Origin of the sequence: Microcoleus sp. B4-C2 (genome assembly GCF_036705265.1) — a bacterium.
Lineage (GTDB): Bacteria > Cyanobacteriota > Cyanobacteriia > Cyanobacteriales > Microcoleaceae > Microcoleus.
In genome coordinates this window covers 50,369-64,658 of sequence record NZ_JAUBUB010000023.1, presented here as the reverse complement: position 1 = coordinate 64,658, position 14,290 = coordinate 50,369, and the positions used below count along the sequence as shown (strand labels likewise).

Sequence of the window (14,290 nt, the reverse complement as noted above, 5' to 3'; positions counted from 1 at the left end):
CCGCCCGTCCAAAAAGGACGGGCGGGACGCCCATCCCACAAACTTGTGGAAGTTATTTAATTCTCATTCCTTAGTTCGGAGGAACTATCGGATCGTCCTCTCCAGAACTGCATTTTGTTCTGCGCTCAGCTTGGGCAATTTCCATCAAGGGATAACTACCAACGGCTGATACTAAACTTGCCTCTATATTCGCAATGATTTCTCCCGCAGCATTGGGAACCCCCATTACTAATAAAGTCAGGGGGGTAGATGAAACTATAGGTATCACAGCTCGTTTCTCCGTCAAAGAAAGGGATAAGGGAGAAGCTAGTTGGCCAACTGCGCTCTATTATTAACCAGGGGGTAGGGAAACAATTATGCAAAATTTTCAGAAAAAATTTCCCCTCATCAAGCTGCAAACCTTCTCAGTGCTTTCTTTACGGACTATTAAATTTTCTGTAAATCTTACATTGAGAGGCAATTAAATCCTAGGCAGAGTACATCTCTGAGGTAAAATTAAGTCTAATCCTTTAATTGCTCAGGCATAGTCTCATGCCGATTCCCAAACTCAGTGAAGCGACGATCCAGCATAATACCTCTGCCTCCTCCCTCAAGCGCGGTGAAACTTACTATTTAGCGGGTAATGTTACTAGCGCTGTCCTGCGTGGCAATATCGTGCAAGCAATAGTGGAGGGCTCTGCTGTGCAACCTTACCGTATTACGATAAAATTTGATGACGCTAATGTGGCATCATCAAATTGTACTTGTGCTTACGATCGCGTTGGGTGGTGTAAACATATTGTTGCTACCATGTTATTATGTCTGCGACAACCACAAATAATTGAGCAGCGCCCCACACTGGAACAATTACTCGATCGCCTCAACGATGTACAAACCCAGCAATTAATACAACATTTAGTAGAAAAGGAACCCTCACTCATCGATCCGATCGAACGATACGTTAACTTAAGTGCTATTCCTACGCCTCCACAGCCACCTACTAAAGCACCCCGTCGTACCTCCATTAATCCTGCTCCCTTTCGACAACAAGTACGACAAATTTTGCGAAATGCTGTGCGTTATTTCGACGAGGGATGGGGGGAAGAAGACCCCATTACAGAAGAAGTTTTAGATGTGATTCAGCAAGCGCAGGAATTGATTGCAGAGGGAGATGGTAACAACGCCTTAGTAATTTTACAAGCCATCACCGCAGCTTGCGTTAAAGATTGGGATGACGTAGAAGAATATGGCGCTGAAAGTTCTGATATAGCTAACGCTTTGGATGAAGCTTGGACAGAAGCCATTTTAACGGCTGAACTAACTGCTGAAGAAGAGATCGATCTTCAGGGGATGTTAGAAGCTTGGCAAGATGAATGGGACTGCGATTTCAGCATCAGCTTGAAAGCATTACGCCAAGGTTGGGATGACCCCCTAATTCAAGAGGTACTTCAAGGAAATATTACGGGGCAAGAAATAGGAGCTAATGACGCACCAGAATGTGCTAAAAACTTAGCATTAATTCGCTTGCAAATCCTCGATCGCCAGGAACGCTATCAAGAATACTTATACTTAGCGCAAGCAGAAAACTGCTCTCAACAATACTTGACGATGTTAAGTCGTTTGGGGAGAGTAGAAGAAGCAGTGGAAGCTGCTGCTACTCAGATGAAATCAGCGGAAGATGCTTTTGCTCTCGCTCAAAGTTTACAAGCACAGCAAGCCCAAGCTGAAGCTCTAAAAATTGCTCAAACTGGGTTGAATTTGTCAGGCAATTGCCTTTATAAACTGGCAATTTGGACGAGTGAGTTGGCTGTTGAATTGGGAGAAAACGAAGTTGCATTAAATTCTAGAATGCGGGTATTTCAAATCAAACCATCCTTTGCCGATTATCTTTTAGTGAAGGAGTTTGCAGGAGACCGTTGGTCAACTGTGAAAGCAAATTTGTTAGCAACTCTGAAAAGTGATAGAAGTTGGGGAGTTTCTGAAGCACAGGTTGATATTTTTCTTTATGAGGGGCTTATTGAAGATGCGATCGCTGTTGCTGATGGTTTGAGTGGCTACGAATCGGCACTGGTTCACCGAGTAATGGGGGCTGCGATCGCCCACCGCCCCGATTGGGTGATCGCCAATGCTTGTCGGCTTGCTGAATCGATTATGGATCAGGGCAAATCAGAGGACTACGATCGTGCAATTAAGTGGTTGGAAAAAGCCCGCGCTGCCTATTTACAAATGGGGCAAAATCTTCAGTGGTGTGCTTATCGTTCTCAACTTATGCAAGTACACAATCGGAAGCGGAAGTTAATGGGGATGCTGAAGAGTCCAGATTTAGATTGAGGCTGAATTTTACCGTAAACCGGAACAGGTGAAAGCGGCCCAATAAAAAGGGTCAGCAAAAGGGAAATCTAAGCAACTAATTATTTCCAGTCGTTCCAAAGTTTTGTAATTGCGTGTTGCTGTTTCGGCCCGCTTTTCTTCCTCTTGTAGCCATTGTAGATAGTCGGCAGAACCTTCTGGATAGGAATTACGCTGGTTTTCTGCAAACTGGCGATCGCCCTCCGCCTCTTCAAATTTGCGTTCTAATAAATCAGCAAGTTGGGGAGAATAGCAAGCGACAAATTCTGATCCAGAGAGCGATCGCAAATTTCTTTGTGCTTGCTGCAAGGCTTTTAGGCGGCTACTTCCTTGCTGCCGAAGTTTGTGATAAAAAATTGAAAATAAGGCTGTTGCTAAATCATCTACAGCCCACAGCGTGCTCACCACACTCCGAGCCCCTGCACATAAAAAGCCCGTCGATAATGTCAAAATATCATCAGTAATTTCCGTAGTTCCTAACCCTGTTTCACAACAGGATAAAAACACATCAACTAAATGAGGAAGCCGCCAGCCCGGTGTCATTAACTGCCCCAAAGTAATGCTACCATCTGCCAATTGCAGTCGGGATTCTAACGGATTATCAAGGCGAGATTGAGCATGATGGCTAGAGATAATTCCCTGGACTTGTAAAGAAAGTTGCCGATAGTTGCTGACCGTTGCTTGGCTACGTCCTCGTAAGTGTTGTTCATTGCGAATATTATAAAGTTTGGCAATTTGTTCACCCTCAAAACTTGCACAGGGTAAATCTTCCGTTGCATCTTCCACAATACCATACATTAGTCGATCGTTAACAGGTGGACGTTTGTGGCAAAATTCTAAAACTTGACAACTAGGAGTGTAACGAATTAGAAATTTATCGCCTAAATATTGACCATTTTCTAAGGGTAAAGCAGCAAAAGGAATTTGGTGTAGGCAAAGGTGAGGAACAATAATCAGTTCCTCGATATTATTAAGGTACTGACGAATCAGGTTATCGATTTGCAGGCGGCGGGAAAGTTTCGATAAAAACTGCGGAATTCGATTTCTCCACTTAGCTTTACATTGTAATTGCTCTTGGATTAATTTACTTGAATCGCCAGCCTCCAAGTAGTGTTTTAGCCAACCTTCATGAATCCATTGTTGTAAGTTTTTCCCTCGTTTTCTGGTTATTTTGTACAAATTTAGTTCGGCTTGTCGCAAAACAAATACATATGTATCTTCCTCAGTAGTGTAAAAATCAAGTATAGCTGTAGTAGGGCGATCGATGAGTTCTTGAATCGCGGTTAAATTAGGGGGACTGACTTGAATTTCGCCCGCTAAAACCGGATCTAAACGTCTTAGTTGTTCCCAAATTAGTTGTTTTTCACTTTCTAAACCTTGGATATTTTCACTAACGGCTTCTAAAGCTGCTCGATTGCGTGTACAATCCATATCAATTAGATCCTTAGCTCTAACTGCAATTAACTTCTGCTTTTTACTTGATTTCTTTAAACCGGAACGTTCGCAATCTATCTGTCGTTGAATCCCTTCAAATTCTGCTAAATATTCTTCTACTTCAGAAGGTATATCTCCCTGAGAGTAAAGGTCATTACTGGCAATTAAATCTACTAAGCGACGAGAGCGGGAACGTTCTACATATTCAAAAGCTTGTGAAAAATTTTTCGTATTAACTAATGCTTGCACAATATGTTCATAAAGATATATATCTTCTCCTAAGATTTCTTGGCGGCGTCGATCGGTATTAGCCCAAACTCGCAATTGTTCTAAAGCTTCAATAGCAAGACAATACCCTTCAATGGCTTCTCTCCATAGTCCTAATTTGAAGGCAATTTGACCTAAAACTTGTCCCGAAATCAGACAAAGTTGGGGGAAAGCTTGAGGAGTTCTAACTTTTAATGCTAACTTAAAGTATTGCATTGCTTCGGTAAACTGCTCTAAATTGTGGTAGAGATAACCTAAATTATTTTGTACAGTTGCCCAATTTTCAGGAAAATCTTTGAGAGTATAAACTTCTAAAGCAGCTTGGTAATAGTCCCTCGCCAGTTTCATATTTTCGTCAAAACTTCCTTGAGTGCGATCGCTATAAGCATAACCTAAGTTTAATTGCACCATAGCCCAATCTTCAGGAAAATCTTTCTGAGTATAAACTTCCAAAGCTGACTTATAGTAAAAAATCGCCATTTCTAAATTTTCAACTTCATTTTGAATAGTGCGACTCCTATAGGCATTTCCTAAATTATTTTGGATCATTGCCCAATTTTCAGGGTTAATTTGACGGGTATTTACTTGCAAAGCCATTTGATAGTAATTAATGGCTATTTCTAAGTTATTATCCTCATCTCCTAGCAGACGTTCGCTATAAGCACTACCAATATTATTTTGCAGCATTGCCCACTGTTCAGGGAAATCTGAGCGAGTATATATTAGTAAAGCATTTTCATAACATTTGATAGCACTTTCTAAATTTTGTAAGGAATCGCCATAAATTCGTTCACTATGAGCAATTCCTAAATGCTGTTGTGTTTCCGCCCACTGTTCGGGATAATTTTCATAATTACGAACTTGCAAAGCATTATTAAAAGCTTCGATTGCTAATTCTATATTTTCGAGACGGCTACCAGATTTGCGATTGAGGTAAGCAATCCCTACATTATTTTGAATCATCGACCATTGTTTACGATTAAATGCTTTTTGATAAGATTCAAGACAGCTAAGATAAAGAACAATAGCTTCTTCTACATTTTCAACTTGATTCCCTTGAGCATTTCTTAAATAAAAAGTTCCTAAGTTATTCTTGAGCAAACCCCAAATTTCAGGAAATTGACTATAACAGCCAGCATCTAAAGCAATTTTATAATAGCCGAGAGCTTTCTCAAGGTTATCAAGTCGCTCTCCTTTAACTCTATTTTGATAGCCATACCCTAAATTATTCTGGATTTTTAACCAATTTTCTAAATAAGTTTCTGGATCGTAAATAGTTAAGGCATTTTGAGAAGCAGCAATTGATGCTTCAATATTTTCGGAAATGTCTCCTTTTAGTCTCTCTAAATAAGCAACTCCTAAGTTAAGTTGTATCAGTCCCCACACTTCTGTAAAAGTCTCTGAATTATACACTTGTAATCCTAATTCATAATATGCAATTGCCCGTTCCAAGTTATCGGAATATTTCCCCGTTGTAGAAAGGTAATAGGAAAATCCTAAATTATTTTGAGTGTTCGCCCAATTGTCGGGATAGTCCTCACGATTATAAACTTGTAAAGTAGCCTCTATCAAACTCCTACCTAATTCTATATTCTGTTCTTGACTTCCCTTGAATCTGGTGAGATATGTCGCCCCTAAATCATTATGAATCAAAGCCCATAATTCAGGAAATTCTTCTTTATTACAAATTTGTATAGCCCTTTGATAACACTCAATCGCTTTCTCAAGATTATCAGCACGATTTTCTATTTTTTGACGGTAAGCATCTCCCATACAAAATTGGATCGTACTCGATTGTTCGGGGAAGTCTTCAGCACTATAAACAGTTAAAGCTGCTTGATAACACTCAATTGCTTTTTGGAGATTGTCGTCTCGATTCTCTTCAATTGTAATATAAGCATTACCTAAGCTCTCTTGAGTTTCTGCCCACTGTATGGGATAATCAGTATAAGTACGGACTTGTAAGGCATTGTAAAAAGTGGCGATCGCCCTTTCAATGTTATCTAATTTTTCTCCTTGAATACGATTATAATAAGCTAGACCCAAATTATTTTTAATTCTTGCCCAATCTGTAGGATTATCCTCTTTTGGATAAACAGCCAAAGCAGCTTGATAATATTTAATTCCTAGTTCTATATTTTCCGATTCATCTCCCTTAACACGGTGGAGATAAGCCAAACCTAAATCATGCTGAATTTCCGCCCATTTTAAGGGAGACTCTTGACAATTCCACACTTTTAATGCTAATTCAAAAGCAGCGATCGCCCTCTCCAGATTTTCTTCTAAATCACCTTCAACTCTGTCAAAATAAACTAAACCTAAGCGATGTTGAATTACACTCCATAATTGCGGTTCATCGGTATCATTACAACATTGTAAAGCTAATTCATAACACTTAATTGCCCTTTCTAAATTCCTGCTACGGTTCCCAGCAATGCGAATTTGATAAGCAAACCCCAAATGGTTTTGAGCAATCAACCAATCCTGGTGGTAATCTTCTCGATTGATTGCAGTCGCTACTTGTTGATATCCCGCGATCGCAATTTCAATATTGTTTACACAATCGCCCAGAGTAAATTCTTGAATAAGAATACTAAAAGTGCCAATTACAGTGGCTATATCGTAAGCTTCTTCAGACTCTAATTTCGTTAAAACGTCAGTTGCCCAACTTCGCAAAAACCAATCAAAATTATCATCTAATTTATCTAAATTTTTCTCTAAAATAGGATACACAACTTCGGCATCTCCTTCACTTGCTTCAATTGCTGCCAAAACTTCTATGAAAAAATTTAATACGTCTTCAGAATTAGCTAATTTAGACCTAATTTGAATTAAGTCTTTTATCTTCGCCACCGCACTCCGCAGCCAGTCAGATCCCTCTTCATTTTCCTCAACTAATAACTCATCTGCCACATCCTCCATCACCTCTAGTAAACCTTCATTAAGAAGGTATGAATAGTCATCCAAAATATCTCGTTCTTCACCATCAGGACAGGTACGTAGCATTTCAATTAGGTGACGATAAGCAGAGTTGAGCTGTTCTTTCATGCTACATTTTTTGGCTTAATATCAGTTTTGGTTTTATATCAAGTTTGGTTGCACCAGCGACATGATATAGAGGAGACAGCAATCCTGTTTCCCTACCCGGATTAATTTTCGGGAGACGGGGCACTGCGCCGTGTCGAAAGCTGTGGGTAATATTAATTCCAAGGGTAGGGGATTTGAGATCACAGGAGTGCAAGTATCTGTATCGTTACAAATATAGCAATCCTAAATCAGTTTCAATAACTGGTTAACTGGTTCCCAAGCTCTGCCTGGGAACCGATGTCCAGAGGCTCTGCCTCGGCTGCGACAAGGGAGGCAGAGCCTCCGGATATGCGTTACCAGGCAGAGCCTGGTAACGAGTATAATCATTTAGGATTGCTATATATAGGCAAGCGAGCATGATACTCACATTCCTAAAAAACGCTTTTTACAAAATGGGTATGTTCTCAGTTTTTTGAAAAAAAACATTTAAGTTTTTGTTTCAACTTCCCAAATTCCTGCTAATTTATTTAGCATTTTTTGGGCTAACTGTTGGAGGTGGAAATCTGCGGAGATAACTTTTTCTTCTCGACCAATTTCTCCCATAAAAGCCTGTTGTTCAGCAGAAGACTCAACTATTTGATGATGAGGATTAATAGGAAGACTAGCGACTAATACATCTGCTCCTGCATAGCGCCATTTAATGGGCTTAGTAGTTCGGTAAATGCGCTCTAATTGAGCGATAATTTCTGAAAAATTTTGTGTTTCTAAGAGTTGTCGCACTTCTACGGCTACTGGATCGTCACTTGTCAAAAACTGATTTCCTAATTCCAGACGATAGAGATGATCGATGAGAGCATCTAAGTTTTGGAGTTGGGCAATCTGGATCTGGCTTGGCAACGGAGAATTATCCAGTGATGGGGTAAATCCTAGCAGTTTCCCTGAGTCTAAATTTTCCCCAAATTCAACTATTACATAGCCGATTCTGTCTTCTATGGCTGCTGGTGGAATTACGATCGCACTTTCTCCAAACCAAACCGGGCGGCATTCTAATTTACCCATCCCTGGTAACACCAAATCAGCAATATCCCACTGGGCACGGACGACTGGATGCCAACTATCGCCTTGAATTAAATCGGGTTCGTAAGCTTGCCATTTGAGGTAACTATAGACAACATAAACTGCTAAAGTATTCACATAAACTCGTTTGGCAGCCTCATGCTTTGTCAATTCAGGAGCGAGTTGCAGAGTCTCGGCCGCAAATTTTCGAGCGGTGCGGTGAGCCTCAGTACCTAGTGGAACTGTCAATAGCGTTGGGTTTGTGCTTTGCATAATTTAATCCTCTCTTGTGTATCCTAGCTCTAATGCGATCGCTTGGAGCAAGGGGCGACAGTTCCTTTCCCAGTGTGATTTTAGAGTTTGGTAGTTGATGTTAAATTCTTTGGCGATCGCAGTAAACTTGTCAGGGGTGGTTTTAAACAGCACCTTTAATGTGAGAACTTGACAGTTACACTCTGGATGATTTTTAGGATGACAGGAGCGAAATTTCCCATCGGGGTCTTCTTGGACGTATTGTTCTAGCTGTTGAATAATATTCTGATAATTTTCTTGTTCTAAAAGTGCGATATAGCCATCCAAACCACTGCGGGTAGGAGGGGAAAAACTTGTTTCTGAAAGCACATCCAGCAACGCGGTTGTAGTATCTGAGCCTCCTATGAGGGCATCTAAACTGTAGGTGGGCGGTTGAGAAGGTAAATTCAAATCCTTAATGCGCCACTCTAGGTAACTATTTATCCATTGTCGCAGTCGTCTTGACACATTCGGATCGCTAAGCTTGAAGTTCGAGCAAATGCTTTTGTTCACCCATACCCAGGTTTTATTTAAGGCGTCTAAATAATCGGGATGTGCAGATCGCAGTAGTCCGGGAAGTTCCTGTAGTTCGGCGAGCAATCGGTTCATCGCTTTGCGCCTTTGGGAGCTGTTTTGGGGATACTCGCATACCTCCTCAATTAGTTGGCGCAGCATTTGATCCATGGGTGTTAAATTAATTATTTGAGTTCTAAACTCATTGTTGCACCGCTTGGAGATTCTCCGCTAACCAGAGGATGCTCTGTGTTCTGCGTGCACCCGAAAGTTAGAGTTAGATCGTGTCCGATCGATTAACCATAATATCCCGGTCGGGGCGGGTTTTTGAGATTGTCCATTATTGGCAGGTATTGTTGGTGAACCCGCCCTTACAAAAATCCCGATCGCTCGACCGGACAGGATATTATATCAATTGCGGTTTTCACTCCTCATGACTGTTAATTGTTGATTCGGGGTCGCAAAACTGAATGATGGTTGAGTGTTGAATGTTGACTCGATTGTACGCCCGACGATGAAGCGCGAATATCACAGATTTCAGATTAATTCAAGTGTCGATCGATCGTCACAATCGAAACTGGCCGCAACGCATCAAAACGAGTTGAATTCCCCCCAGCCACAGAACGCGACAACTGCACTTGCACGATTCGGTAACTCCAGTGCGGTTCCCGGCGCACCCGATCGCCCATCCAGCTCAAAACAGTAGCAATATCCTCAAAAGCATCCAAAGCCAACACGATCGAGCCTCCAGGGAGCAGCCGCAGCGCGCAAACGCCCAAAATTTTAGTCAACCCTCCCCCACTACCGCCAATAAAAATCCGGTGCGGAGGACGCAAGCGGTGCAAGATTTCCGGGGCGGTTCCGTGAATCGAGAACACATTTTGCAGCCCAAAACGGCCATAGTTGAACTCGATCGCAGAAGTGCCAAAAACCGTTTTTTCGATCGCATAAACCTCAGACTGCGGGAATAAACGAGCAATCTCGATCGACACAGAACCGTTACCAGCACCCACATCCCAGACAACTTGTCCCGGTTGCAAAGCCAATTGTGCCAAAACCAACACCCGCACTTCCCGTTCAACCGTCAAACCCGGCTTATCTCCACAACCGATAAAAGCTGCATCCGGTATTCCCAACAAAGGCAACTTTTCCAAATCCAAAGGTTCCGTCCCCGGCGGGGGTTCCCGCAGCATCACCACCACGCTCAGCGGTGCAAAAGACTCTCCCAGCAAAGCTTCCAGAGACTTGGGGCTTACCCGTTCCTCGGCAGCCCCCAAATTTTCGCAAACCCAAAACTTGTAGCGTGTCGGCAAATCTAGAGCTTTCACCAAACTTGCCAGTAAAGCCGGAGTATGAGCTTCGTCCGCCAGCACCGCAATCTTCTCCACACCGAGCTTCAGCTTCGCCGTCAGCTCCTCAAAATAGCGTCCTTGAGAGCCTACACAATGAGCATCTTGCCAAGGGATTCTCAAGCGGTTAAAAGCCAACTGCACAGAACTGACATGGGGGTGAAAAGTCAATTTTTCTGCAGGCAATTGGGCAATTAACAACTTTCCCCAGCCGTAGAACAGCGGGTCGCCGGCCACTAAAATTACGATCGGTCGATCGCGGGGTTCCACCGTCCCTGCAGAGGGTTCTAATTCCGGTTCAGTCGCCCACCAGCGCCGAATTTCCAGAATTGCTTCGGTCAAATCTTCCAACGCCCAGCGCTCTCCGTCGTGCTGGGGAAAATAGCTCAAATGGCGATCGCTCCCTATGAGCAAAGCGGCCATTTCTACAACCTGCCGCGCCGATTCGCTCAGCCCCGCAGCTCCATCTAAACCTATACCAACAACGTGTACTGTCACTTTTTAAGCAAAAAGTAAAAAACCAGAATTACTGATTTTTCCTGGTTTTTCATAAATTGTTTCCTTGACTTTAATGTCAAACAAAAATAATTAAAGCATTTAGGATCGTCAATTAAATAATTTCCCTTTTTTCTTGTGGGATGGGCGTCCCGCCCGTCCCCGATAGACGGGCGGGACGCCCATCCCACAACAGTCATGAAAAGTGGATTTTATTTAATTCTGATCCCTTAATAGCCAATATCCTGACTATTGTCACAGGGGAGAGGGGGAGAGGGGGCGAAAGAGTGGGAGATGGGAAGAGTGGGAGATGGGAAGAGTGGGAGATGGGAAAAAATCTTCCTTCTTCCTTCTTCCCTCTTCCTTCTTCCTTCTTCCCTCTTCCTTCTTCCCTCTTCCTTCTTCCTTCGTTAAAACTCAAAAACAGGCCATTCCGGTTGCCGGAGATAGGTGGTCATGTCGTCAAACTTCCGCAGTTCCACTCGGTTTACGGACAGTTCTTGCGGCGTGTCCAGCCATTGCTCGTTTAACTCTGACAGCAAAGCGCACAAGCGAGCGCGGTCAAGGTTCGGCCCGATGTCCCCAAAATAACCCAGAGTAATGTGTGCCGTGAAATGATATTGCTGTTCAATTCCCAAAGCCATTAAATCGGGATTTTGATAGATCGATCGGCGAAACTCCAGAATTTGCTTGTAAGAGTTTTCGTCCGTCGGTGCCAAACAAACACCCACAGCTCTAGTCATCACCATCAACCCCAGCACTATCCAGCGAATGGGAGCGCCGCCCGCCAAGGGTTTACAGGCGGCAAAACGATCGGCCATGCGCGAGCGCAGTTGCTCCTCAAATTCGGGATTTTTATCAGAGGCATCTCGAAAAGCGCTGCTCCAAATCAAATCGGCTACGGTTAAATGGAAGGTATCAGGAGGCAGTGCCACGATCGCACCTTCCGCTATTTCCTGCAATAGCCGTTGTTGGATCGAGTGCAAATTACTATACAATGCAGCATTTTCTGCATCTTCCCCCGCAGGGGGCGTAATCACCGAATAACCTGGAAAAGGTACAGGATTTCTCCGGCCTGCTTCGTCGGGCTTAAATTTTGGAGATTCCTGAATGTGTTCCACCTGGGACTTGTAGGAGTCCAGCAGCGTCATTCGCGCCACCCGATTTACGTAAGCTTGATAAGTATCATCCAATCTTGATTTCCTCGCGGTGACATACTCCCACACCAAATTTTATATTATGGCGCGGGCTTCCAACAGCCCTATTCAGGATATGTTGGACAAGCCTCGCCTGCAACTCTGATTTTTTTGGCTAGTGAGCGTTTATGCAAATTTACCTGTTTTGGGGGGAAGACGACTTTGCGATGGCGCAGGCTGTGACAAGTTTGCGCCAAACAGTCCTCGACCCCAACTGGGCTAGTTTTAACTATGACAAAATTATTGCCGATTCCGCCGGATCTGTGGTCGAAGGGCTCGATCGAGCCTTAACGCCCCCCTTCGGTACCGGCAGCCGTTTTGTCTGGCTGGCAAATACGACTGTAACGCAGCAGTGCTCTCCTGAACTGTTAGCGCAATTTGAACGGACGCTGCCGGTGATTCCCCCTACCACCGTGCTGCTGCTGACATCCGTCAAAAAACCCGACAGCCGGCTCAAATCTACCAAGTTACTCTTCAAGTCCGCCCAAGTGCGGGAATTTTCACCGATTCCGCCTTGGAATGAGAAAGAATTAGCCCAGCGGGTGCGCCAAGTCGCCGGCGAAATGAATGTAAAATTGACCGCCACAGCGATCGAACTTTTGGCCGAATCCATCGGCAGCGATACCCGCCAGCTATACAGCGAACTCGAAAAATTGCTGCTGTTTGCGGGCAACCGCAGCCAACCTCTGAACCCGGAGGAAGTTGCGGCACTGGTGCACTGTCACGCCCAAAATACCTTCCAGCTAGCCGATGCGATTCGCGAGGGCAATACCTCCGCCGCTTTGGATTTATTGGCCGGCTTAACTGGCCGCAGCGAGCCTGGTTTGAGGATAGTGGCTGGCTTGACTGGTAAGTTTCGGATTTGGCTGTGGGTAAAGGCAATGATCCAAGCGGGCGATCGCGATGATAAAATTGCTCAAGCTCTAGAACTAGGCAATCCGAAACGAGTATACTATTTTCGTCAAGAAGTCAAGAACGCCAGCTTAGAAAAACTGCAAAAAAGTTTGCCCTTGCTGCTAGACTTAGAAGCTTCTTTAAAGCGGGGCCGGGAAGAAATCTCAACCCTGCAAACCAAAGTTATAGAACTTTCTAGCTTGTTTCGCTGATGCGCGACAGGGCACAGGAGCGACCCCTTACTGTAAATTTTTACAACAAATTTCGATAGTGGCTATGTGCTTGATGCCCGATCGCAGGCCAAAAGGTCAATAGATACTAGAAATACTCTCAGAATGCCAAAGTAGAAGTTAATGTGGTAAATAAATATTGTCCGCCGAATGCCGATCGGTTAATATTATTTGCCGGCTCTCCACCCCCCCCAAAAAAAGAGCGCTACCCATGACACAACAGAACCCGCGGGAACTGCTCAAGCAAGGCGATCCAAAAGCGATCGCATCTAGCATCAACCGTACACTCAAACCCAAAGGCATCAACGCCGATGTGACGCGGGACAACGGCTGCCTCCACATAATTCTGGAGGCAGACAAAGTACCGGATCAAATGGTATTGGTCGATTTCATCCGCACCGGCATGACGAAGCTGGGACTCGAATCAATTCACACTGTAAAGGTTTACGGGCGTCGAACAGGTGACGGTGAGCCTGCGTGGGAAGATGAAATTGATCTGATGCCTGCAAATTCCATGCCTTACCCCTTGGATAGTGGAATGCCTGACGACTCTGTAGGTTTAGGTGATGTCGAGCCCGAAGAAGAAGACTATTATCAAGAAGGAGAATTCGATCGAGATGACGACGAGGAAGACGAAGACGAATACGAAGATCAAGCCCCGCCTCCGAAAAAACAATTTCCCAAATGGGTAATACCTGTGGGTATCTTAGTACCTCTGGTGGCGATCGCAGGGCTTTTCTTTACTAAAACTTTCCCCTTCGGCGACTCTAACCCAGAACCCATCGCCCCCGAAGCTGCTTCCCCTTCCCCGAAACCCGCATCTCCCCCTTCTAAAGCCGCTGCATCCTCGACCGCCGCATCTCCGGGCACCCCACAGGCAGCCTCCCCTGCACCAAAACCCGATCCCACTGCTACAGCGCCAGCAAGCCCAGCTCCAGCCTCACCTGCACCAAAAGCCGCCGCGCCTAAGCCTGACTCTTGGAGAGAAGCCGTTAACACAGCTCAGAAGGCAGCAATTTCGGCCCAGACGGCTCAGTCTCAAAATGAGTGGATCGCAGTAGCAAGCCAGTGGCAACAAGCGGTTAAGCTCATGAGAGCCGTACCGTCAACCAGCCCTAACTATCAAAAGGCTCAGCAAAAAGCGGCAGAATATCAGGCTAACCTGATTGTTGCCAACCGCAGGGCAGCAGCAGCGCCTTAAGAGTTTTGA

The 14,290-nt window shown here is 44.3% G+C and carries 9 protein-coding genes; 3 read left to right on the top strand and 6 right to left on the bottom strand.

The genetic code is table 11. The features are described from left to right. Window positions 1–70 precede the first annotated feature (70 nt). Window positions 71–268, bottom strand: coding sequence for a hypothetical protein (locus QUB20_RS10105; protein ID WP_333154971.1), 198 nt, complete (start codon window positions 266–268; stop codon window positions 71–73). A gap of 263 nt (window positions 269–531) precedes the next feature. On the opposite strand from QUB20_RS10105, the gene QUB20_RS10100 reads away from it, so the two are divergent. Further along, the gene (locus QUB20_RS10100; RefSeq protein ID WP_333245681.1) at window positions 532–2,310 is read left to right on the top strand and encodes an SWIM zinc finger domain-containing protein; all 1,779 of its coding nucleotides are present in this window, start codon (window positions 532–534) and stop codon (window positions 2,308–2,310) included. A 9-nt stretch (window positions 2,311–2,319) separates the two neighbouring features. On the opposite strand, the gene QUB20_RS10095 is transcribed toward QUB20_RS10100, so the two are convergent. The 5 genes from QUB20_RS10095 to QUB20_RS10075 all read right to left on the bottom strand — a co-directional run bounded on the left by QUB20_RS10095 (window position 2,320) and on the right by QUB20_RS10075 (window position 11,911). After that, a complete protein-coding gene (locus tag QUB20_RS10095; RefSeq protein ID WP_333245683.1) occupies window positions 2,320–7,077 on the bottom strand; it encodes a CHAT domain-containing tetratricopeptide repeat protein in 4,758 nt (1,585 codons plus the stop codon). Window positions 7,078–7,542: 465 nt separating this feature from the next. Next, window positions 7,543–8,385, bottom strand: a complete 843-nt coding sequence (locus QUB20_RS10090) for a DUF1822 family protein (RefSeq protein ID WP_333245686.1) — start codon at window positions 8,383–8,385, stop codon at window positions 7,543–7,545. Between the two features lie 3 nt (window positions 8,386–8,388). After that, window positions 8,389–9,087, bottom strand: coding sequence for a hypothetical protein (locus QUB20_RS10085; protein WP_333245689.1), 699 nt, complete (start codon window positions 9,085–9,087; stop codon window positions 8,389–8,391). Between the two features lie 371 nt (window positions 9,088–9,458). Next, window positions 9,459–10,763 (bottom strand): precorrin-6y C5,15-methyltransferase (decarboxylating) subunit CbiE, encoded by a 1,305-nt coding sequence (gene cbiE / locus QUB20_RS10080; RefSeq protein WP_333245692.1) that lies wholly within the window; start codon window positions 10,761–10,763, stop codon window positions 9,459–9,461. Window positions 10,764–11,170: 407 nt separating this feature from the next. After that, window positions 11,171–11,911: a DUF1868 domain-containing protein gene (locus QUB20_RS10075; RefSeq protein ID WP_333241767.1), complete on the bottom strand. Its 741-nt coding sequence runs from the start codon at window positions 11,909–11,911 to the stop codon at window positions 11,171–11,173. Window positions 11,912–12,084: 173 nt separating this feature from the next. On the opposite strand from QUB20_RS10075, the gene holA reads away from it, so the two are divergent. Beyond that, entirely contained in the window at window positions 12,085–13,062 is a 978-nt protein-coding gene (gene holA / locus QUB20_RS10070) for a DNA polymerase III subunit delta (RefSeq protein WP_333245695.1), read from the top strand. Window positions 13,063–13,291: 229 nt separating this feature from the next. Next, entirely contained in the window at window positions 13,292–14,281 is a 990-nt protein-coding gene (locus tag QUB20_RS10065; RefSeq protein ID WP_333241751.1) for a hypothetical protein, read from the top strand. The last annotated feature ends 9 nt before the right edge of the window (window positions 14,282–14,290 follow it).